General features: G+C 68.5%; 21 protein-coding genes and 1 pseudogene. 16 read left to right on the top strand and 6 right to left on the bottom strand.

The window, feature by feature from the left end:
* Positions 1–38: 38 nt before the first annotated feature.
* The 7 genes from GTZ93_RS03215 to GTZ93_RS03185 all read left to right on the top strand — a co-directional run bounded on the left by GTZ93_RS03215 (position 39) and on the right by GTZ93_RS03185 (position 6,136).
* Positions 39–914: an SDR family oxidoreductase gene (locus tag GTZ93_RS03215; protein ID WP_139919093.1), complete on the top strand. Its 876-nt coding sequence runs from the start codon at positions 39–41 to the stop codon at positions 912–914.
* On the top strand, positions 911–1,528 hold the full coding sequence (locus GTZ93_RS03210) for a glutathione S-transferase family protein (protein ID WP_139919094.1): 618 nt from the start codon (positions 911–913) through the stop codon (positions 1,526–1,528). The genes GTZ93_RS03215 and GTZ93_RS03210 overlap by 4 nt, the downstream gene beginning before the upstream one ends.
* 18 nt (positions 1,529–1,546) lie before the next feature.
* Positions 1,547–3,013, top strand: a complete 1,467-nt coding sequence (locus tag GTZ93_RS03205; RefSeq protein ID WP_139919095.1) for a protein adenylyltransferase SelO — start codon at positions 1,547–1,549, stop codon at positions 3,011–3,013.
* A gap of 84 nt (positions 3,014–3,097) precedes the next feature.
* Positions 3,098–3,598 (top strand): hypothetical protein, encoded by a 501-nt coding sequence (locus tag GTZ93_RS03200; RefSeq protein WP_126935034.1) that lies wholly within the window; start codon positions 3,098–3,100, stop codon positions 3,596–3,598.
* 57 nt (positions 3,599–3,655) lie between these two features.
* Positions 3,656–4,612 (top strand): B-box zinc finger protein, encoded by a 957-nt coding sequence (locus GTZ93_RS03195; protein ID WP_139919096.1) that lies wholly within the window; start codon positions 3,656–3,658, stop codon positions 4,610–4,612.
* Positions 4,613–4,702: 90 nt separating this feature from the next.
* Positions 4,703–5,242 carry an inorganic diphosphatase gene (locus GTZ93_RS03190; RefSeq protein ID WP_120578163.1) on the top strand — a complete coding sequence of 180 codons (540 nt, stop codon included), beginning with the start codon at positions 4,703–4,705 and terminating at the stop codon, positions 5,240–5,242.
* 6 nt (positions 5,243–5,248) lie between these two features.
* Positions 5,249–6,136, top strand: coding sequence for a CHAD domain-containing protein (locus GTZ93_RS03185; RefSeq protein WP_139919097.1), 888 nt, complete (start codon positions 5,249–5,251; stop codon positions 6,134–6,136).
* 51 nt (positions 6,137–6,187) lie between these two features.
* Here GTZ93_RS03185 and GTZ93_RS03180 read toward each other — a convergent pair whose 3' ends face one another.
* On the bottom strand, positions 6,188–6,508 hold the full coding sequence (locus GTZ93_RS03180) for a hypothetical protein (protein WP_139919098.1): 321 nt from the start codon (positions 6,506–6,508) through the stop codon (positions 6,188–6,190).
* Between the two features lie 88 nt (positions 6,509–6,596).
* On the opposite strand from GTZ93_RS03180, the gene GTZ93_RS03175 reads away from it, so the two are divergent.
* The 3 genes from GTZ93_RS03175 (at position 6,597) to GTZ93_RS03165 (ending at position 11,865) form a co-directional block, all read left to right on the top strand.
* Entirely contained in the window at positions 6,597–8,432 is a 1,836-nt protein-coding gene (locus tag GTZ93_RS03175) for a DUF4114 domain-containing protein (RefSeq protein ID WP_139919099.1), read from the top strand.
* A gap of 85 nt (positions 8,433–8,517) precedes the next feature.
* Positions 8,518–10,653 carry a DUF4114 domain-containing protein gene (locus GTZ93_RS03170; protein ID WP_161662640.1) on the top strand — a complete coding sequence of 712 codons (2,136 nt, stop codon included), beginning with the start codon at positions 8,518–8,520 and terminating at the stop codon, positions 10,651–10,653.
* A gap of 324 nt (positions 10,654–10,977) precedes the next feature.
* Entirely contained in the window at positions 10,978–11,865 is an 888-nt protein-coding gene (locus GTZ93_RS03165) for an RNA polymerase factor sigma-32 (protein WP_121752106.1), read from the top strand.
* A 96-nt stretch (positions 11,866–11,961) separates the two neighbouring features.
* On the opposite strand, the gene GTZ93_RS03160 is transcribed toward GTZ93_RS03165, so the two are convergent.
* Positions 11,962–12,807, bottom strand: coding sequence for a hypothetical protein (locus GTZ93_RS03160; RefSeq protein WP_139922770.1), 846 nt, complete (start codon positions 12,805–12,807; stop codon positions 11,962–11,964).
* A gap of 159 nt (positions 12,808–12,966) precedes the next feature.
* Here GTZ93_RS03160 and GTZ93_RS03155 point away from each other — a divergent pair, with 159 nt between their 5' ends.
* From GTZ93_RS03155 to GTZ93_RS03145, 3 genes are all read left to right on the top strand, one after another.
* Positions 12,967–14,223 carry an Hsp70 family protein gene (locus GTZ93_RS03155; RefSeq protein ID WP_139922773.1) on the top strand — a complete coding sequence of 419 codons (1,257 nt, stop codon included), beginning with the start codon at positions 12,967–12,969 and terminating at the stop codon, positions 14,221–14,223.
* A gap of 3 nt (positions 14,224–14,226) precedes the next feature.
* Positions 14,227–14,724 (top strand): hypothetical protein, encoded by a 498-nt coding sequence (locus GTZ93_RS03150; RefSeq protein WP_167547799.1) that lies wholly within the window; start codon positions 14,227–14,229, stop codon positions 14,722–14,724.
* A 207-nt stretch (positions 14,725–14,931) separates the two neighbouring features.
* Positions 14,932–15,312, top strand: coding sequence for a hypothetical protein (locus tag GTZ93_RS03145; RefSeq protein WP_257979489.1), 381 nt, complete (start codon positions 14,932–14,934; stop codon positions 15,310–15,312).
* A 12-nt stretch (positions 15,313–15,324) separates the two neighbouring features.
* Here the strand turns inward: GTZ93_RS03145 and GTZ93_RS03140 are convergent, their stop codons facing one another.
* Positions 15,325–15,843: a hypothetical protein gene (locus tag GTZ93_RS03140; protein ID WP_139922779.1), complete on the bottom strand. Its 519-nt coding sequence runs from the start codon at positions 15,841–15,843 to the stop codon at positions 15,325–15,327.
* A gap of 203 nt (positions 15,844–16,046) precedes the next feature.
* Here GTZ93_RS03140 and GTZ93_RS03135 point away from each other — a divergent pair.
* The 3 genes and pseudogenes from GTZ93_RS03135 to GTZ93_RS03125 all read left to right on the top strand — a co-directional run.
* Positions 16,047–16,292 (top strand): annotated as a pseudogene (locus tag GTZ93_RS03135) (Hsp70 family protein); the annotation flags it as partial.
* A gap of 3 nt (positions 16,293–16,295) precedes the next feature.
* On the top strand, positions 16,296–16,790 hold the full coding sequence (locus GTZ93_RS03130; protein ID WP_167547798.1) for a hypothetical protein: 495 nt from the start codon (positions 16,296–16,298) through the stop codon (positions 16,788–16,790).
* Positions 16,791–16,808: 18 nt separating this feature from the next.
* Positions 16,809–17,375 (top strand): hypothetical protein, encoded by a 567-nt coding sequence (locus GTZ93_RS03125; protein WP_139922782.1) that lies wholly within the window; start codon positions 16,809–16,811, stop codon positions 17,373–17,375.
* 6 nt (positions 17,376–17,381) lie between these two features.
* On the opposite strand, the gene GTZ93_RS03120 is transcribed toward GTZ93_RS03125, so the two are convergent.
* From GTZ93_RS03120 to GTZ93_RS03110, 3 genes are read right to left on the bottom strand one after another with little or no spacing between them, the layout of a single operon-like run.
* Positions 17,382–18,275 carry a hypothetical protein gene (locus GTZ93_RS03120; RefSeq protein WP_161662639.1) on the bottom strand — a complete coding sequence of 298 codons (894 nt, stop codon included), beginning with the start codon at positions 18,273–18,275 and terminating at the stop codon, positions 17,382–17,384.
* Positions 18,276–18,280: 5 nt separating this feature from the next.
* Positions 18,281–20,899, bottom strand: coding sequence for a TonB-dependent receptor domain-containing protein (locus GTZ93_RS03115; protein WP_139922337.1), 2,619 nt, complete (start codon positions 20,897–20,899; stop codon positions 18,281–18,283).
* 30 nt (positions 20,900–20,929) lie between these two features.
* Positions 20,930–21,742 (bottom strand): OmpA family protein, encoded by an 813-nt coding sequence (locus tag GTZ93_RS03110; RefSeq protein WP_120599470.1) that lies wholly within the window; start codon positions 21,740–21,742, stop codon positions 20,930–20,932.
* Positions 21,743–21,772 lie beyond the last annotated feature (30 nt).

Raw genomic sequence — 21,772 nt, 5'->3', positions numbered from 1 at the left:
TATAGAACGCGTCCCCGGATTCCAGGAGGACGCGTCCCATGGCGGCAGGGCTTCCCGAAGACCGTCTCGACGGCAAGGTGTGCCTCATCACCGGGGCTACCGGTGGCATTGGCCAGGAGACGGCCAAGGCGCTGGCGCGGCGGGGGGCCACGCTGGTGCTCTCCGGCAGGGATGAGGCCCGCACGGCGGCCACGGTCGCCGCGGTGCGCGAGGCCGCTCCCGGAGCGCGGGTGGAGACGCTGCTCGCGGACCTGTCCTCCCTCCAGTCCGTGCGCGACCTGGCGAAGGCGTTCCGCGACCGCCACCCGCGGCTGGACGTGCTCATCAACAACGCAGGCCTCATCATCGACCGGCGGCAGGTGACGGTGGACGGCTACGAGGCCACGTTCGCCACGAACCACCTGTCCCACTTCCTCCTCACCCACCTGCTGCGAGACCTGCTGGTGGCGAGCGGCCCCGCGCGCATCATCAACGTGTCCTCGGAAGGACACCGGCTGGCGTACTCGAACTTCCTGGACGACCCGCAGACGGAGAAGCGTCGCTACGACGGCATCCGCGTCTATGGCAACGCCAAGCTCAGCAACATCCTCTTCTCGCGTGGGCTGACGAAGCGGCTGGCCGGCACGCAGGTGACCGCGAACGCACTGCACCCCGGCGCGGTGCGCACGGGCTTCGGGCACAACAGCCAGGGCTTCTTCAAGCACCTCATCAAGCTGGCCGGACCCTTCATGCTCTCCCCCGAAAAGGGCGCGAGGACGTCCATCTACCTGGCGTCGTCGCCGGAGGTGGCGGGCGTCAGCGGCGAATACTTCATCAAATGCCGCAAGGCGAAGCCGTCGTCCGCCGCCCGGGACGAAGCGCTCGCGGAGCGGCTCTGGCAGGTGAGCGAAGAGCTCACGGGAGTGAAGGCATGATCGACCTGTACACGTTCAAGACCCCTAACGGCCGCAAGATCTCCATCGCCCTGGAAGAGCTGGGCATCCCCTACAAGACGCACTCGGTGGACATCTCCAAGGGCGAGCAGTTCAAGCCCGAGTTCCTGGCCATCAATCCCAACAACAAGATTCCGGCCATCGTGGACCACGACGCGCAGGGGGGCCGTCCCCTGGCGCTCTTCGAGTCCGGCGCCATCCTGCTGTACCTGGCGGAGAAGACGGGCTCGCTGATGCCCACCGACCCGCGCGGCAAGGCGGAAGTGACGCAGTGGCTGATGTTCCAGATGAGCGGCCTGGGGCCCACCCTCGGCCAGCTCAACCACTTCGGACGCTACGCCTCCGCGAAGATTCCCTACGCCATCGACCGCTTCGAGGCCGAGGCGAAGCGCGTCCTGGGCGTGGTGGAGCAGCAGCTGTCGTCGCGGGACTACCTGGCCACCACGTACTCCATCGCGGACATCGCCACGTACCCGTGGCTGAAGGGCTCGCGGGACTTCTTCCCGGAGCTCTTCAACAACCTGCCCAACATCCTCCAGTACCTGCACCGCGTGGGCAGCCGTCCCGCCGTCCAGCGGGGCATGCAGATTCCCTGACGTCTGTTGTTTCCATCCATGGCCTCGCTCGAACAGCTCGTCTTCGACAACAGCTACGCCCGCCTGCCTCCCGGGTTCGCCGCCCGGGTGGCCCCCGCGCCCTTCCCGGACGCGTACGTGGTGAGCGTGAACCCGGCGGCCCTGCGGCTGCTGGGATTGGACGCGGAGGAGGCCGCGCGCCCGGAGTTCGCGCGCGTGTTCGGCGGGGCCACGCCGCTGCCCGGCATGGAGCCCCTGGCCATGGTGTACGCGGGGCACCAGTTCGGCGTGTACGTGCCGCGCCTGGGAGACGGCCGCGCGCTGCTCCTGGGCGAGGCGCGCGGCCCGGATGGCGACAGATGGGACCTGCAGCTGAAGGGTGGAGGGCCCACGCCCTTCTCGCGCGGCGGTGACGGGCGCGCGGTGCTGCGCTCCACCGTGCGCGAGTACCTGGCCGGAGAGGCCCTGCACGCGCTGGGCATCCCCACCACGCGGGCCCTGTGCATCCTGGGCAGCCGCACGCCGGTGTACCGCGAGGAGGTGGAGACCGGCGCCATGCTGGTGCGCCTGGCCCCGTCACACGTGCGCTTCGGCACCTTCGAGTACTTCCACCACACCGAGCAGCCCGGCCACGTGGCCACGCTCGCGGACCACGTCATCGCCGCGCACTTCCCGCACCTCGCGGGCCAGGAGGGCCGCCACGCGCGCTTCTTCGCGGAGGTGGTGGAGCGCACCGCGGAGCTGGTAGCGCGATGGCAGGCGGTGGGCTTCGCGCACGGCGTGATGAACACCGACAACATGTCCATCCTGGGGCTCACGCTGGACTACGGCCCCTATGGGTTCCTGGACGACTTCGACCCCGGCTTCGTCTGCAACCACTCCGACCACCAGGGCCGCTACGCGTTCGACCAGCAGCCCCGCGTCGCGCTGTGGAACCTGGCCTGTCTGGGCGAGGCGCTGCTCACGCTCATCACCGAGGACGAGGCGCGCGCCACGCTGACGCTCTTCCAGCCCACGTTCGCGCGGCACTTCCTGACGCGCATGCGAGAGAAGCTGGGCCTGACGGAGGCCCGCGACGAGGACCGCTCGCTGCTGGAGGACCTGTTCGCGCTGATGGCCGGCTCGCACGTGGACTACACGCGCTTCTTCCGCGCGCTGAACCGGTTCGACTCCAGCCCCGGTGCTCGCAACGACGCGCTCCGCGACCACTTCCTGCCGCCAGAGGGCTTCGACGGGTGGGCCGAGCGCTACCGGGCGCGGCTGGAGTCGGAAGGGAGCGTGGACGGCGAACGCCACGCGCGCCTGGACCGCGTCAACCCGAAGTACGTGCTGCGCAACTGGGTGGCGCAGCAGGCCATCGCCCGGGCCCAGGAAGGGGACTTCGCGGAGGTGGACCGCGTGCTCGCGCTGGTGGCCGCGCCCTTCGACGAACACCCCGGTCATGAGGCCTACGCGGCCTCGCCTCCGACGTGGGGACGGCACCTGGTGGTGAGCTGCAGTTCGTGACGCGAGGGCACAACGGGACGCCGGGCAGGCGGGCAGGCGCCCGCGGACAGGAATCCCGCGCGCGCGGTGCCTAGCTTGGAAGGCATGATCGAACCTGCCGCTCCGCCCCGCATCGTGTTCCGAGCCCTGGGTCCTGGCCTCGTCGGCGCCGCCGCGCTCACGCTGGTGCACGAGAGCGCCCGGCGCGTGTTGAAGCACCCGCCGCGCATGGACGTGCTGGGCATGCGCTCCCTGGAGAAGGGCGTCCGCTTCTTCGGTGGCGAGCCCGCGAAGGGGCGCCAGCTGCATCGCCAGACCTTGGCGGGCGACATCCTGTCCAACGGCCTCTTCTTCTCGCTCGTGGCCCTGGGACGTCCCAAGCGGCCGTACCTGCGCGGCGCCACGCTGGGCCTGCTCGCCGGCCTGGGTGCGGTGGTGCTGCCTCCGAAGCTGGGCTTGGGCCGCAAGCCGTCCCAGGCCCGCCCGTCCACGTCGCTGCTCACCGTGGCCTGGTACACGTTGGGAGGACTGGCCGCGGCGCGCGCCACACGGAAGCTGGTGGCGCGCCGTCAGCCAGAGCCGCCCCTGGGCCGGCCCCTGCATTAGCCCCAGCCGGGCTGGTGACTGGAATGCGTTGCACGCGGTGGACTACAAGTCTCCGCGATGCATCACATCGACATCCCCTCCGGCGAGCTGAACGAGTTCGACCTGCCAGCCATCTGCATCGTGACGGGTGAGCGGCAGGGCGTGGTCTTCAAGCCGGTGAACTTCTCCTGGTATCCGCGCTGGATTGGCTTCCTCGCCCTCCTCAACCTGCTCATCGCCATCATCGTCGCGTCCGTGATGACGAAGCGGGTGACGGGCACCCTTCCCTTCACGGAAGAGGCCTGGAGCCGGTGGAAGCGCGGACAGGTCATCATGGCCGTGTCGGTGTTGGCCGCCATCGCGCTGCTCATCCTGGCGTTCTGCCTGCTGGCGTCCGACGCGCCCGAATGGCAGGGCCTGGTCGCGCTGGCATCGAGCGTGGCCATCCCCGTGCTCGCCTGGGTCTTCTTCCTGCGCGGCCGGGGCCCCAAGGTGCGGCGCATCGACCCGGACAACATCTCGCTCGCCATCCCCAACGGTCCCGCCGCGCATGCCATCACGGGCCACTTCCTGGCCGGGCTGAAGTCTCCAGCACGGGATGACGGTGAGAGCCTGGACGCGAACGAAGCTCCGGCTCACGCCCTCTGCGCGCGGCACGACGACAGCGTCGCGAACCAGGTGTGCACCCGTTGCGGCGCGTTCATGTGCCCGCGCTGTGAGAACCGCGTCCGCAGGGAGTCGCTGCCGCTGTGCCCGGGCTGCTGGGAGCTGCGGGGCCACACCATCGCCGTGCAGGCCAAGGCCCCCGGCCTCACGCTGGCGAACTCGGGCCTGTTCATGGGCGTCATCTCGGTGATTCCCATGTGCTACGCGGTCCACGTCGTGTCGCTGGTGCTCAACACCGTGAGCCTGGTGCGCAACCGGCACCCCGACTCGCCCCGCATCGACCGGAAGAAGGCCATCGCCGGGCTCGCGCTCACCGGCATCGGTCTGTTGCTGACGCTCGGAATGCGGCTGTATTCCGGGCGCTGGTAGGCGCTCGGCGCCCCCCAAGGTTGGCGAGTGAAACCCCCTGGCACGGGGGCACTTGCCGGGGACGGAACGGCGACCCCAGCCTGAAGGTCCATGGCCACCGACTTCACCCGCCTGCCCCTGCGCGGCGCTCAGGATGCGTTGCACGTCGTCGTCGAGTCGCCCCGCGGTTCGACGGTGAAGCTGAAATACGACTCGAAGCTCCAGGCCTTCACGCTGTCCCGGCCGCTGACGCGCGGCTTCCGTTACCCATTCGACTGGGGCTTCATCCCCAGCACGAAGGGCCCGGACGGAGACCCGCTGGACGCGCTGGTGTACTGGGACGTGCCCACCTGGCCCGGCGTGGTGCTGCCCTGCCGGCCCCTGGGCGTGCTCCTGGTGGACCAGAAACCGAAGGGCGCGACGAACGGCGAGCGCGAGCGCAATGACCGCCTGCTGCTCGTCCCGGTGAACGCCACCCGCTCGGACGACCTCAACTCCTATCAAGACCTGTCCAAGCGCGAGCGCGAGGAGCTGGAGCACTTCTTCCTCGCGGTGGTGCACTTCGCGGACAAGGACGCGCGCATCCTCGGTTGGGAGGGCCCGGACGCCGCGGAGCGCATGGTTCAACAATACGCCCTCAAGGAGGACTGACCCGCCATGCCGCCTCCCACTCCCATCCGGGGCCTGGGCCCCGACACCGCGCTGGGCGACGCCGCCCGCCGCATCCTCGCCGGCCGACTCGCCGACGTGCGCCACCCCGAATCCCAGCTGGACGACGAGTTGGGCGAGGACGGCGTGCACGACATGCGCGTGGCCACCCGCCGCCTGCGCGCCGCGCTCCAGGTGTTCCAGGCCACCGGCAAGCTCACCCGGCTGGAGACGGACGTGAAGCGCCTCCAGGACGCGCTGGGCGACGTGAGGGACCTGCACGTCCAGGACAAGTGGTTGGACACCGCCGCCAAAGGCAAGAAGGACGCGAGCAAGGCGCTGGCCGGCCTGCGCGAGTCCCACCTGTCCGGCCTGAAGTCCCGGGAGAAGAAGCTGCGCGCGGAGCTGGAGCGCTGGACGGACCGCACCGTGCCGCGCCTCCTGAAGAAGGTGGACACGCTGGAGGACACCCACCGCTTCGCCGGCAAGCGCGTGCGAAGCCACCTGCGCCAGCGCCTGCGCCGCGTGGAGAAGCGCCTGGAGCGCTACGCGGACGCGCCGGACGCCGCCTCCGCGCACGCCCTGCGCAAGGATTTGAAGAAGCTGCGCTATGAGCTGGAAATCTTCCAGCCTGCCTTCCGCCGCACCGTGGGCGCGCTGCTGGAGGTCCTGGTGCCGCTCCAGGACGGCCTGGGCGAGCTGCACGACGCGGACGTGCGCCTGGAGCTCTTCGAGCGCGCCGCCGCGGAGGCCCCGCCCGGCCAGCGCAAGGCCGCGCGAAAGCTGCTGCCCCAGGCCCGCGACGAGCGCGCGGAGCGGTCCGCCGAAATCGCCCGCGAGGTGCAGCGATGGCACGCGGAGGCCATCCCCAAACGGCTGCGCAAGGCGTTGACCTGACGCACCTGGGGCTCGTGGGATTCCTGATCCGTGCCCGTCACGCCCTGGCGGCTAGGGATTGCTCGGCGCGGTGTTGTTGCTCGACTGCTGCGCCGCGTCCGCGGCGGCGCGGATGATGGCACCGCCCGACGCCGCGGCGGCACCGGTCAGCGCCGCGTTCGTTGTTCCTTCCGCCGGCTTCGGCTCACAGACGCAGCCGGCGGAGTTCATGATGATGACCACCGCGCTCAGCTTCATGTCGATCTGCTCGCAGAGCTGCCGGCACTCCGTGGCCCGCTCCATGGGCAGCGCGAACGAGGTCGCCCTCGCCGTCGAACAGGCCGCGAGGGGAAGCACCAGCGACAGCAACAGGGGCAGACGGGTCGTCTTCATGGGTGAAGCCTGACACACCAGGACAGAGCCGTCTTCCATGTTATTTCTGATAGACCCTGGGAACCATCTTCATCCTAGGAGTCTGTCCTTGCACCCGAACCCCTCCCGTCTCCTGGCCCTCGTGGCCGGGAGCGCGTTGTTTGTCATTCCTTCGCTGCGTCCGGCCCATGCGGCCGACACCTGCGGCCCCGGGGACCTGTACGAGGACGTGCAGCCCGCGTTCACCGCCGCGGGGTTCGACCAACTCCAGCAGGTGACGCTCACCCCGCAGAAGACGCTGCGGTCGGTGAACCCGTTCTGGACGCCCACGTCGGTGGACTCCATCGTGTTCCCGTCGGACCAGAACGTCACCATCAGCTTCGTGTACGAGAGCGCCGGCGCGAGCCACGCGCTGGGCTACGTGTACATGAGCGACCTGCGGGCCCGAGGCTACGTCAACGCCCAGGGCGACCTGGTGGATGCCAATGGCAACGGCATCGCGGACCTGCACGAGGACCTCTACAACCTGGCCCCGCCCTCCGGTGCCCAGGCCCGCCCGTACATCGGCGTGAGCCCCCGCTGTTCCCGGACCTTCGTCTCCCGTGGCTTCACCTACCGCCAGCCGGACCTGGCGCTCAACTCGGCCTGCGCTTCGGCCTTCATCACCAACCGGGACATGACGGATGCCCGTCCCGGCCGCACCTCCTCCGCCTACAACATCACCGTCGACGTCGTCGGGAGCACCCCGCCGTCAGCGGCCGGCACCGGCTATTCGGACAACGGGCTCTTCACGCGCATCCCCAACCTGTTGGAGCCCGCGCACGCGTCCAACAACAACATGGGCATCGGCCACCTGGCCTTCCTCCTGGCCGACGACGACTCCGACAGGGAGACCTTCCAGGGGCTGGGCACCGTCGCTGACGCGACGGATGTGAACGACGGCGTCCCCGACTACGACGTCTCCGCCTATGACGGCCATGGCCTTCCGAGGACCTCCAACCCGGACCCCGGCATCACGCCCTACGACCGCACGGTGGACCTGGGCGTCATCGCTGGCGGACAGGAGGTGATCTTCTTCCTCGTCTCCGCCTATGAGACGCAACACAACACGGACAACGGCACCGTCTTCCCCTGCCTGAGCAGGGATGCCAACCTCAAGTGCACGCTGCACCTGAAGACGCCCCTCAACGTGTTCTTCTCCAAGGCGAAGTGGAACCTGGATCAGGACTTCATGGGCCAGAACCCCGTCGTGTCCCGGAACATGGGTTGTGATTACCGCGACGCATGCAACGCGGCGAACCCGGCTTCGTCCCCGTACGCCTGCACCCTGGCCGGCACAACCCAGAAGCTGTGCGGGTGGTTGGATGACTGGACCCGGGAGCGCCTGGCGACGATGCCCTACGGCAACACGAGCCTGCCCATGGCCGCCACCACCGTCGCCGCGCCGGGCAACCTCGTCATGCCCCACGCCGTGCTGAGCAACGTGGGCCCCGCGTCCGACCGGTGGCTCCTGGCCTTCGAGGACCTCCCGGGTGGAGGCGACCGGGACTTCAACGACGTCGTCTTCATGCTGCGCAACTGGGCGCCCACGTCCGGCCGCGTTCGCTCCACCGTGCTGAGCCCCGCGGCCCCCAGCTGCGCCATCCAGCAGGTGTACATCCACAAGGACGACGCCCAGGACCCCACCTGCTCCTCTCCGGTCGCCATCCACTACGCGGTGGCCACCGACTGCCGCGTGTGCCTCGCCAGCACATGCGTCCCCAATCCCACGCCCACCTGGCATCCGGTGACGTTCGATTGGAACCGGGACGCCGTGCTCGACGTGTCCGGCACTCCCGGCCATCAGCTCTGCTGGAAGGCGGACCTGATCGCCGGGAACGGTCCGTGCCAGGCCACCATCAACAACGTGGACATCGGCTACGAGTCCGGACCCGTCAATCCCTGACAGCCAGGGATTGCCACCGATGGAGCTGCCCGTCACCTCCATCTGATAGACCCTCGGGGCTGTCTCCACCCCGAGGAGTCTGTCCTTGCAGCCTCATCTCCTTCGCCTCCTGGCCTTCGTGGCCGGGGGGTTCCTGCTTGTCATTCCCTCACCGCGCGCGGCCCACGCGGTGGCCCCCGGGAGCACCAAGCCCTTCCATGTGCTGCCGCGACTCACCGGCTTCTCGCAGTCCTCGGCGGTCCTGCCTCCCGGCGGCACCGCGGAGGTGGGCATCCTGGCCATGGATCCCCAGGGAAATCCGCTGACGTTCTCCTGGGACGCCAGCACGGGCACCCTGGGGACGCAGGTGGACACCGGGACCTCGAGCCTCCAGACCTGGACCGCGCCGCAGTGCCTGGCGGAGGACGCCACGCCGGTGGCCGTCACGGTCACCAGCAGCTATGGCCAGTCCATCTCCTCGCAGTTCGGCTTCAGCGTCGCCCAGGACCTGGCGGTGAACCGGCAGCCGCCGTTCGTGGACTCGGGCTTCGAGCTCCTGGAGAACGCTGGCGCCGCGTCCTGGCAGGAGCTGTGGTTGACCGCTCCTTTGGCCCCCAGGTCCCCGGAGCGCATCGTGTTCGCGACGGACCAGGAGCTGAGCGTCACCTTCATCGCCAAGGAATCGGAGGCCACGCACGCGTTCGGCTACGTGTACTACGACGACCTCGTCGCTCGCGGCTACGTCAACGCCCAGGGCGACCTGGTGGATGCCAACGGCAATGGCATCGCGGACCTGCACGAGGACCTCTACAACCTGGCCCCGCCCTCCGGCGTCCAGGCCCGCCCGTACATCGGCGTGAGCCCCCGCTGTAGCCGGACCTTCACGTCCGGTGGCTTCCTCTTCCGTCAGCCGGAGCTGGCGCTCAACTCGGTCTGCGCTTCGGCCTTCTTCACCAGCCAGGACCTGACGGATGCCCGTCCCGGCCGCACCTCCTCCGCCTACAACATCACCGCCGACATCGTGGGGACCGTCCCCCCCGTTCCCTCCGCGAACGCGGGCACCGGCTTCTCCGACAACGGCCTCTTCCCGCACATCCCCAACCTGCTGGAGCCCGCCCACCCCACCAACAACTTCATGGGAATGGGCTCGCTGGTCTTCCTGAGCACCGAGGACGACAGCAACCTGACCACCTATCGCGCGATGGGTCTGGTGCCGGACGCCGATGATTTCGAGGACGGCATCCCGGACTACGACGTGTCCCGGTACGACACGCGGGGCCTGGTGCGGTCCGTCAACCCGGATCCGGGCATCACCCGCAAGGACCGCACGGTGGACCTGGGGCTCATCCAGGGAGGCAAGGAGATGGTCTTCTTCCTCGTCACCGCCTTCGACGCGGCCCACTACCTGGACGACGGCACCGTCTTCCCGTGCCTGCGCAGGGACGCCAACCTCAAGTGCACGCTGCACCTGAAGACGCCCCTGTCCGTCTTCTTCTCCAAGGCGAAGTGGAACCTGGATCAGGACCCCGTGGGCCGGATGCCGACGCTGCAGCGGAACATCGGCTGCGCCTTCTCCGACCAGTGTGACCCGGACCACGCCCAGTCCTCCTCGAAGGCCTGCGCCGTGGTGGCGACCAGCCAGAAGATGTGTGGCTGGCTGGATTCGTTCGTGCTGCAGCGCAGCGCCCAGCCGCATTACGGGGGCCTCGTCCTTCCCAGGGAAGGCGCCACCGTCCCCGCGTCGGGCAACCTCCGCATGCCGCATGTGCTGATGACGGCGCCCACGACCGTGCCGGGCCAGTGGCTCCTGGGCTTCGAGGACCTCAATGGTGGCGGCGACCGGGACTTCAACGACGCCGTCTTCCTGTTCCAGGGCCAGGCGCCGATGGCCGCGCGCTCGAAGGTGTTGAACCCTCCGGACGCAAGCTGCGCCGTGTCCCGCGTGCGCTTCACGAAGACGGACACCGTGCCGACAGGCTGCGCCACCAGCCAGCCCGCGCCCTCCTATGCGCTGGCCACCGACTGCCAGGTGTGCGGCGACGGCGTCTGCGCATCCAACCCCACGCCCACCTGGCACCCGCTGCCGCTCATGCGCGGGGCGGACAGCGTCACCGTGGATGTCTCGGGCACGCCCGGCAACCAGCTCTGCTGGAAGGTCACCCACCCCGGTGACGCCCCCGCCTGCCTGCCCGCGGCGGTCCAGGTGGACGTGGGCTACGAGCTCACGCCCGTGGACCCCTGAGCGGTCCGCCACTTCCGGACACCCGGCGCCCCGGTCCCCTGGTGTGGGGGCCGGGGCGTGCCCACATCCCTGCTGGATGTGATCCGCCCTGTGCCCGGGTCGGAGGGCAGGCAACCCTCCCTTCGGGGCACCCGGAAGAAGTGTCGGAACCCCTCGCTGTAAAAAGTGCCGGGTTCCGCCCTAAGCATCGAAGCCAATTCGCGCAACGGCCTGGAATCATTGAGGTTGCCCGTCGGCTGGCATTGGCCCGTGCGTTGCTAAAGGTCTCCCCGTCGCAGCAAACGGCGGTCGCACACACCGCCCTCTTCCCCGAGAGAGACCCCCATGCAGACCTCCAGCTCCTTCTCTTCCGCCGACTCGCTCTCCACGTACCTCTCGGAGATCAACCAGTACCCGCTGCTGAACCCGCAGGATGAGCAGTCGCTGTCGCGCGCCTTCCGCGCGGGCGACCTGTCCGCGGGCCACCGCCTGGTGACGAGCAACCTGCGCTTCGTGGTGAAGGTGGCGTACGAGTACCGCTCCTACGGCCTGAAGATGTCCGACCTCATCCAGGAGGCGAACATCGGCCTGATGAAGGCGGTGCAGAAGTTCGACCCGGAGAAGGGCATCCGCCTCATCTCCTACGCGGTGTGGTGGATCCGCGCGTACATCCAGAACTACGTGCTCCGCAACTGGAGCCTGGTGAAGCTGGGCACCACGCAGGCGCAGCGCCGGCTGTTCTTCAGCCTGGCCCGCACGCGCCGCGAGTTGGAGAAGCTGGGCGCCGGCGACGGCCACATCGTCAACGCGGACGAAATCGCCAAGAAGCTGAACGTGAAGCCCACGGAAGTGCGTGAGATGGAGCAGCGCATGGGCGGCCGGGACCTGTCCCTGGACGCGCCGGTGGGCGAGGACGGCGACGCCACGCACCTGGACTTCGTGGAGTCCGATGCCGCCTCCCACGCGGACGAGGTCGCCGACCGGCAGCAGGCGGGCCTCACCCGCAACCTGGTGCAGCGCGCGCTGACGCGCCTGGATCCGCGCGAGCGCTTCATCATCGAGCAGCGCGTGATGAGCGACTCGGAGATGACCCTGAGCGAGCTGGGCGAGCACTTCGGCTTCTCCCGCGAGCGCGCCCGCCAGCTGGAGATCCGCGCCAAGGACAAGCTGAAGGCGGAGCTGGCGAACCTGATGGCCGAGGCCGGCCTGGACCAGGCCGAGCTGGCCGCGTAACGCGCGGGTAGCAACAAGGCTGCGACACGGCACGGCCCCGTCCCCTCGCGTTGGGAAGCGCGAAGGCACGGGGCCGTGGCATGTCTGGAGTCACGGTTACCGGGGCACGCCGGGCGAGGACTCGCCGCTCTCCGCCGGTGCGGGCGCGGCCGGCTGCGCGCGGGACGTCGCGTCGATGCGCAGGGCCTGCGGCTCGCCGCTGCTCGCGTCCGTGCGGTAGGAGGCGCGGACCTGCGCGCCCTCCTGGATGTCCGCGGCGCTCGCGGCCCGGCCGTCCACCTGCACCTGCGTGCTGGGGCCCACCTTCAGGCGCAGCCGCGGCTCTCCGCGCTGGCTGACCAGCACCTCCTGGGCGCTCGCGCTGAGCACGTCGCCGGAGATCTGCTGCTCCTGGGCGGGTGCCGCCCGCGAGTTCTGGGCGATGGCGGCCTGCTGCGTGGCGACGTTCGGATTCACGGCCTGTTGCTGCTGGGCGTCCGGGTTCGCGACGCGCTGGTTCGCGGCGGCGTTCTCGTTGGAGGCCTGCTGCTGCTGCGTGGTGAAGTTCTGCTGCGCCTGGCGCTGGGCGGCCAACGCGCTGGCCTGGGCCTGCTGGGCCACGGACTGGGCCTGCTGGGTGCGCGCCTGCGCCTGCTGCTGGCTGGCCTGGGCCTCCTGGGATTCCTTCTGGGCCTTGGCCTGGGCCTCCTGGAGCTCCTGCTGCTTGTGCTGCACGTCCTCCTGGGCGCGGGCGGCCTCGCGCTGCTGACTGGAGGCCTCCTTCTGCGCGTCACGTGCGTCGTCGAAGGCCTTCTCCGACTGGAGCTGGGCCTGCTCCACCTGCTGTCCGGGGGTGTTCTTCTCCGCGGTGTCCTGGCGGGAGCGGTCTCCGTCCTGGCAGGCGGTGGTGCCCACTACGAGTGCGGCGACTCCGGCACCCAGCCATGCTGCGCGCGATTTCATGGGGTTCTCCTGTCAAAGGGATGACAGGGCAAAGATGGCGGTGGCCCGTGGAGCGCCAAGCCATCCGTTGGCGAGCGCCCGCCCGGCCGCTCGCCCTGCGGCAGACAGTCACTTTGGGGCTACCGCGTCCGGAAGAATGGCGATAAGGGGCGCCCCCCCATGCGCGCCTGCGGACTCGACTTCGGAACCAGCAACACCGCCCTGGCCCTGCCGGACGGCACCGTGTTGCCGCTGCAGCCCCACACCCCGGAGCCCCGGCTGTTCCGCTCCGTGCTCTTCTTCGCGGAGGAGGAGCGGGAGGTCTTCACGGGCGCGGACGCCATCCAGCGCTACCTGGAGGACAACAACGGCCGGTTCATCCAGTCCGTGAAGTCCTTCCTGCACAGCTCGTCCTTCCGGGCGACGCAGGTGAAGGGGCGCACGTACACCATCGAGGACCTGGTGGCCATCCTGCTGCGCCGCGTGCGCGAGGCAGCCGGGGCGCACCTGGGCGAGCCGCCGGACGCGGTGGTGCTGGGCCGGCCCGCGGTGTTCACGCCGGATGCGGATGCGGACGCGCTGGCGGAGAAGCGGCTGCGCAAGGCGGCGGAGATCGCGGGCTTCACGCACGTGCAGTTCCTGATTGAACCCATCGCGGCGGCGCTCGCGTACGAGGCGCGGCTCGAGAAGGACGAGCTGGTGCTGGTGGCGGACTTCGGCGCCGGCACGACGGACCTGACGTTGATGCGGCTGGGCCCGTCGCGGCGAGGAAACCTGGACCGCAGGCCGGACGTGGTGGGGTCCACGGGTGTGCGCATCGGTGGTGACCGGTTCGACGCGGAGATCATGCGGCACAAGCTGCTGCCGAAGTTCGGGGCGGGGTCCACGTACAAGGTGAAGGGCTTCAGCCACAAGCGGCTGCCCATTCCGCAGCACGTGCTGGCGAAGCTGCTCAACTGGCACGAGATGTCCTTCATCCGGGAGAAGTCCACGCAGGAACTCCTGGAGGTGATGCTCGACACGAGCGACCACCCCGCGGAGATTCAAGCGCTCTACGACCTGGTGATGGACAACCTGGGCTACCGGCTGTTCCGGGCGATTGAAGCGACGAAGGTGAAGCTGTCGAGCGAGGAGGTGGCGACCATCGACTTCGAGGACGCGCGCATCCACCTGCACGAGCCGATGACGCGGGCGGAGTTCGAGACGGCGAGCCGCACGTTGTTGGATGAACTGTCGCAGTGCACGGAAGGGCTGTTGGCGAAGCACCCGGAGGCCAGGGAGATTGACGCGGTCTTCCTGACGGGCGGTTCGTCGCAGATTCCGGCGGTGCGGGAGCTGTATGTGAAGCGCTTCGGGGAGGAGCGCGTGCGTACGGCGGACGCATTCACCTCCGTGGCGGAGGGCCTGGGCCGCGCGTCCGCGTGGCTGACGGGGTGAACCATGGCGGCACAGGCAGCACGGCGACGGTGGCTTCAAGTCGCGGCCGTGCTGTCCCTGTGCGCGGCGTGTGTCGGGCCCACGGACCGGACCTTCGTCACGGGGCGGATTTTGCCCCGGCAGATCCGCTTCGTGACGATTCTTGAAGAAACACCGGGCGACGAAGCAGGAGGCCAACGCTCCGCATGCATCCATATCCGGATTTCGCGTGCCAATACGGGTGAGTCCATCCTGTGCAGGTTCGGAGTCGACACGCCGTTGCGGACCCGCGAAGGACCCATTTCCACGGCGCTGGCTCAACGCATCGCCGCGGATCGCATCAATGAAGCGACGCAGCGGATCTTCAGTGCCGCCACGCTGGAGTCACCGCTCGGAATGCTGTGTGAGTCACTGAAAGTGACGCTGCGAACAAGCTTCGAGGCATCTCTTGCTGGAGCCCGCTTCAGGACCCGATGCGATGCCAGGACTACACCTGTGGAATTCGGTGATTTCATCCTCTGACGCCGGAGTCTTCGCGCCATGCGCCCAAGCACGGATGACCTGCTAGCCACCGCGCGACACTACTGGCCTGCATCGATGGCGGATGCGCTCGAAGAAGCCAATCCTGAGTTCCAGCGACGCACCCAACGCTGGAACGAAGCGCTTCGACAAGTCGAGCAGTGGGACGGATTCCGCCAGCACCTCAAAGCCTTGCTCCCAGGCTGTTCCATGGGAGACGGCACCACGACGTCCCAGGCGTCCTTCCGCTGTATCGTCTATCCCGCGAAGGGCTACCCCATGCCGCCCATTCCCTGGGCCGTCGTGGGCTGCATGAGCATCCTGGCTCCGGTGTTCACCGTGTACGGCATCACGTTCGAATACGAGGGGCGCAAGCGCCGTGCGGCCCAGTTGCACCTGACGCCCCTGTCCGGACCCATGGAGGAAACGGCGCGCATCATCGCCAGGGAGCTGGAACTTCGCTTCCACGTCACCGAGTTGCCCCGTGAAGTGGCAGCGACCCCTGTTCCAGTCGTCGTCGAGTGGACGGAGCCCCCCAAGACCACCCTGTTCGACGCGCTCTTCGACAGCGAGCCGACCATCGTCCCGTGAGCGGGGGACCGGCTACGGGGCGCCACCGTCCAATGCAACGCCTTCCAGGACTCCTGCATCCATGTCCGGAGGCGCCAGTGGAACTTCAGGTTCCGCACCCACGCTGCGCCTCAGGACTCGACCATCAAGGCTGACCGCGTAGCGTGCGCCGGTGTCCACACCGATGAAGGCGTTGCCGCAGGCGTCCGGGGCCTCGTGGATCAGGATGAAGAAGACGTCGCCCTGACGGATGACACGGTAGCGGTATGCCTCCGGTCTTCCCCAGCAAGGTGTGTCCTTGGACCGCTTGGGGAAGAAGTCGTCCATGGCGACCTGGACAGCCCTGAGCAGGTTACCGTCCAGCACATACGCCTGCTCTTCGCCCCCCACCTGCACCGCTGACTGCAGGTAGAACGGAGGAAACGCAATGCTCCGGTCGCCCTCCCAGTCAGCGGGCCGGGCGCCCTGTCCTCCCAGGCAGCCCGCCAGGAGCAGCACTCCGCCCATCAGGCCCAGCCCTCCACAGCGCATCGCGCTCGTCAGTCGTGGCATCCGCAGTGCTCCTGAACAGGCCGCCCACACCATCCCTATGAACGCTCGGGTTCTCAAGGCCACACGTCCACCGTACGCGTCGCCCAGTCCGTGCCGCTGGGCCGTCGCGATGGGGACCTTGACTGCAAGCCGGACGTAGTGGGGCCACGTATAAGGTGAAGGGCTTCAGCCATAGGCGGCTGCCCATTCCGCAGCACGTGCTGGCGGAGTTCGAGACGGCGAGCCGCACGTTGTTGGATGAACTGTCGCAGTGCACGGAAGGGCTGTTGGCGAAGCACCCGGAGGCCAGGGAGATTGACGCGGTCTTCCTGACGGGCGGTTCGTCGCAGATTCCGGCGGTGCGGGAGCTGTACGTGAAGCGCTTCGGGGAAGAGCGCGTGCGCACGGCGGACGCATTCACCTCCGTGGCGGAGGGCCTGGGCCGCGCGTCCGCGTGGCTGACGGGGTGAACCATGGCGGCACAGGCAGCACGGCGACGGTGGCTTCAAGTCGCGGCCGTGCTGTCCCTGTGCGCGGCGTGTGTCGGGCCCACGGACCGGACCTTCGTCACGGGGCGGATTTTGCCCCGGCAGATCCGCTTCGTGACCATCGTCGAAGCAGCTTCGGGTAAGGCCGGTGGCTGGCGGGCCGCCTGCATCCACATCCGCATTTCCCGAGACAACACCGGTGAGTCCATCCTGTGCAGGTTCGGGATTGAAACGCCCCTTCACAACGTCGAGGGCCCCATCTCCACAGCGCTAGCCCAGCGAATCGCGGCGGACCGCATCAACGAAGCCACGCAAGCCATCTTCAGCTCCTCCACCATGGCGTCTCCCTTGGGGATGCTCTGCGAGTCAGTGAAGGCCACGCTGCGAACGACCGTCCCTGCGTCCATCGCGGGCTCGAAGGTCCCGGCCGTATGTCACGAGCGAGCCCTCCCTGTGCATTTCGGTGACTTCACCCTTTGAGGCCGGAGCCCGCGCACGATGACTCCCAGCACGGAGCAGTTGTTGGCCATCGCCAGACACTACTGGCCTGCCTCGGTCTCCGACGCGAGCGAACCTGGTCCTGAACCTTCCCGCCTCTTCAAACGCTTTGACGAAGCACTTCAGGGCCTGGGCCAGTGGCATTGGTTTCTCGACCATCTGCGCACGCTGTTTCCTGGCTTCTCAGTAGGCGACGGTACGGGCCCCACGCGATGCAGTTTCCGGTGCATCGTCTATCCCGCGAAGGGCTACCCCATGCCGCCCATTCCCTGGGCCGTCGTGGGCTGCATGAGCATCCTGGCCCCGGTCTTCACCGTGTACGGCATCACGTTCGAATACGAGGGGCGCAAGCGCCGTGCGACCCAGCTGCACCTGACGCCGCTGTCCGGAGCCATGGAGGAGACGGCAAGCATCGTCGCCCGGGAGCTGGAGGCCCGCTATCAGGTCAGCGAGTTGCCCCGCGAGGTGGCCGCCACACCTGTGCCCGTCGTCGTCGATTGGATGAAGCCGCCCCAGACCACCCTGTTCGACGCGCTCTTCGACAGCGACCCGACGAACATTCCGTGAGGCCCCTCAGGGCCCCACGTCCACCGTGCGCGTCGTCCAGTCCGTGCCGCCGCGACCATCGCGGGCTACCACCCAGACCGTGATGCGCTCGGGCGTCTTGGCTGTCGTGTAGGTCGTCGTCGGGTCGCCGGGCTTGCCGTCCACCGGCTCCAACGAGCGGAACGACCCCACCTCGCCCTCGCCCGTCGCGAACCAGCTGTAGAAGACCTGCTCCGTCCTCAGCCCGTCCGCCGTGGAATAGGACTCCTCGCTGCCCTCTCCCAGCACCGGCGTGAACGTCACCTCCGCGTCCAGCGGCAGTGGCCCGGACAGCGGCGCGTCGTTCCACAGCACGTCCTGCACCACCGGGTTCTGGTTCGGAGTCTCCGTCGAACGCAACGTGATGCGCCGCACGCCCCGCTCCACTCCCTCCGGTGTCCCGCTGCCGTCCGTCGCCTCGTACCCCACGAACAGCGGCAGCCCCGCCTGCAACACCTGCTGCACCGCCGGGTCGTTGAAGTCGAACGAGCCTCCCTGCCCTCCCCCCGTGCTCCCCGTGGCCGCCTGGAACGCCGCGATGAGCAGCGCCTGCACCGCCGGGTCACTCAACGACAACACCCCGCCCGGCAACGGCACCCCGCTGTCCCCCGGACACGCCACGTCCCCGTAGGGGTTCACGTCCGGCCGGCACAGCGCGTACGTCACCGTCACCGGACGCGCATCCGGCGTCACCGCCAGCGCGGTGAACGTCACCGGCGGCGGCAGCGTGGAGGCGTTTGGCTCCAACGCCAGCTCCGGCGGCTCCGCCTTGATGCCGAGCACGCGCACGCTGCGAATCTCACTCTGGGCTTCGAAGTCGGGGCCACTGCATGCGCTCGACCCCAGCAACGCAATGACAGTCAGCAGGACGGGAGTGCGCATGGCGTTCAGAAGGCTCCCTTCAAGCCGAGCACGGGCAGGATGGGCAGGCCCTTGAAGTACTCGCGCTTGGAATAGTTGTAGTTGTAGGCCACGCCCTCGACCGACTGGTTGTTGTACGCGTTCGTCAGGTCCAGGTAGAGGTCCAGGTTCCAGGTGTCGAAGATGAGGTTCTTGTCCACGCGGATGTCCAGCTGGTTGAACGACGGCAGTCGCTGGGAATTGACCAGCCCGTAGTACGGGATGAAGACGTCCGTCGTGTCGTCGCGCTTGGAGCCCAGCACCGGCGTCGTCGGGTTGCCGGACGCGAAGCGGAACCGCGCGCCCACCTCCCAGCCCTTCGGCAGCTTGTAGCTGGCGATGGCCGTCAGCACGTGCGTCTGGTCGTTGTCGAACTTGCGCCAGCGCGCTCCCGGCGCGTCCCGGCGCTCGCTGCGGCTGAGCGTGTACGAAATCCAGCCGAACAGCCGGTCCGTCAGCGCCCGGCGCACCAGCAACTCGAAGCCATAGATGCGCCCCACGCCTCCGTTCTTCAGGTTCTCAGGCACGGACTCGCCGTCGCGCACGACGCGCGCGTTCGAGCGGACGATGAGGTCATCCAGGTCGTTGTAGAAGACCTCGCTGCCCACGAACCACTCCGGCCGCGCCTGCCACTCCGCGCCCACGCTGTACTGGAGCGACCGCTTCGCCCCCAGGTCCGGATTGCCGAACCCCGGCGACGGCTCATCCTGCACCGGAGGGCTGTGGTAGACGCCCGCGCCGCCCTTCAGCGTCAGCGTCTCCGTGAGCGCGTAGCGCACCGCGAGCCGAGGGTTCACTGTGCGCTTCACCTCCTGCTGGTCCGTGAAGATGTAGCTCTCCGTGCGCACGCCCGGCACCACCAGCAAGTCTTTGATGGGCCGCCAGCGCACCTCCGCCCAGGCGGACGGGTAGTACTGGGTGAACTTCCCGTCGATGTTGATGAGGTCCTCCGTCACCAGCGGCGACGGCGGCTCACCCTCGCGCGGCGGCTGCTGGATGCTGGCCGTCACGTTCGCCAGGTTCGCCACCACGTCCAGACCGCCCGCGACCATCACGCTGTCGTTGAACGCGTACTCCACCGTGGGCCGCAGATACAGGTCCGTGGACGCGATGCGCAGCCCACGCTCGCCAATCTGGAAGTCCAGGATGGTGTTGCCCACGAGCCCATGCGTGTCGACCGTCAGCCTGCCCTCGCGGAACTGGTGCCGCAGGCGCAGCTGGTTGAAGCCCGTCGTCACATCCAGGCCACCATTGACGGACGGGTCGCCATCCGCCGGCTGGTCCAGGAGCAATGCCAGACGGTCGCGTGACGTCAGGCCCTGCAGCGTGAAGGTGTGGCGGCGGCTCGGCTTCCACACCAGCTTCGCCTGCGCGTCGTAGTAGCGCGGCGCCACCTGGAGGCTGTCGTCGTCGAACGGCACCGCCTTGAGCACCAGGTCGATGTACGAACGCCGGCCGCCAATCGCGAAGCTCAGCGTGTCCGTGATGGGGCCCTCAATCACCGCGTTGGACTCAATGAGGCTGATGCCCACCGTGGCGTGGTAGCGGTCCGTGCGGGGCTCGCGGCTGCGCACGTTGATGACGCCGCCGGTGATGTCGCCGTAGTACGCGGAGAAGTTGCCGGGCAGGTAGTCCACCGCCTCCAGCAGGTCCGAGTTGTACACGGAGGTGAGACCACCGAAGTGGTACAGGATGGGGATGCGCAGGCCGTCCAGGAAGACGCCGGACTCCTGCGGGCTGGTGCCTCGGATGACCAGCGCGCCGCCGTTGAACGCGGGCCGCGCCACGCCCGGCAGGTTCTGCACCACCTTGAGCGTGTCACCCTGCGTGCCCGGTATGCGCTGCACCTCCGCCACCGAGATGGTCGTGCGCGTCACCTCCTTGCGCTCGCGGTCGCTGCGGACCACCGTCTCGTATTGGCTGAAGATGCGCTTCTGCACGTAGTACGTGGCCCGCGTCTCCTTGCCCTCTTCAATCGTCTCCTGCGTCTTGAAGCGGTCGTAGTTGCCCAGCACCACGACGACCGGGTGCGTGCCCACGGGGACGCCTCGGAAGGAGAAGCGCCCTTCGCCGTCCGTGACGGTGGAGCGGTCCAACTCCGTGAGCACCACCTCCGCGCCCACCAGGGGCTTGCGCGTGCCGCGCTCCACCGCCTGGCCGCTGAAGTTCACCGGCCCCTGCGGCTCCGCGACGCCGCCGTCCGGCGAGGCCTCCGGTTGCGGCTCCGGCGCGCGGAAGACGAACTGGTAGGCGTACTGGATGCGCACCGGCGCGGGGACGTTGTCCACCTCCGCGGGCTCGAACTGGAACTGCTTCACCGCTTCCGTGGCGGCTTCGTCGAAGCCGTGGCCCGCGGGCTGGGTGATTTCGACATTCGTGACGGCGCCCGTCTCCGAGATGTCGATGAACATCACCACCGTGCCCTCGAGCTGCTGGGCGGCGGCATCCGGTGGGTAGGCCGCTTCGACCTGACGCAGGAGGGCGGGCGGCTTCGTCAGCACGCCCGTGGGAGCGCCAGCATCGCCGGCGAGAGTTCCTGCGTCCGGAGCCTGTGCCACGGCTCCGGTCGCAAGCAATACACAGACGACGCAGAGGAGCGTTCTCATGAAGGGTGCGCGGGTCTCCCGCGCCCCCTCCTAGCGCCCCCCGAGGCCGGGGGCGAGCACGATTTCGATGCGCCGGTTCTGGCTCTTGTGCTCCGGCGTGTCGTTGGGAACGAGCGGCTGGTACTGCCCGTAACCCGCCGCGGACAGCATGGTCGGGTCCACGCCAGAGTCCTGAAGCGAACGAACCACCGCCATCGCGCGCGCCAGGCTCAGCTCCCAGTTGGTGGCGAACTGTCCGCCGCCGGTGGGCACGTCGTCCGTGTGGCCTTCCACGCGCACGATGCGGCCCTTCACCGTCTTGAGCGCGTCGGCGATCTTCACCAGCGCGTCCTGCCCTTCCTTGCCCACGCGCGCGGAGCCGGACGCGAAGAGGATCTTGTCCTTGAGCTGCACCGTCATCCGGCCCTTCATCTCCGACAGCTCGATCTTGCCGTCGGAAATCTCCTGCTTGAGGGACTGGGCCAGGTTCTCGTACTCGGAGCTCTTCTTCTCCAGCTCCTCCTTCGCCTGCGCGAGCTTCTTGGCGTTGCGCCCCAGCTCGTCGTTGAGCGCGGCCAGCTGCGCGTTCTTCTCCTCCAGGGCGCGGCGCTCGGCCGCGGCGCCGGTGAGGCGGTTCTCGGAGGCGTTGAGGCGCGTCTCCAGCGCGGTCTTCTCCTGCTCCAGCGCGGTCTGCTTCTCCTCCAGCTCCTTGATCTTCGCCTCGGCGGCCGCGCGGGCCGCCTTCTCATCCGTGAGGTTCTTCGTCAGCCCCTCCGCCTCCAGGGCCTTCTCGTTGAACTTCCCCTGCGAGACGCAACCCGTGGAAAGGGCAACGAGGGCAGCCAGAACCAGACGTGTCCGCATAGGTGCGATTCCTCCTGACAAGGATGTTGG

The sequence above is a fragment of the Corallococcus exiguus genome, from assembly GCF_009909105.1.
Taxonomy (GTDB): Bacteria; Myxococcota; Myxococcia; order Myxococcales; family Myxococcaceae; genus Corallococcus; species Corallococcus exiguus.
This window is presented reverse-complemented; position numbering and strand designations above follow the sequence as displayed.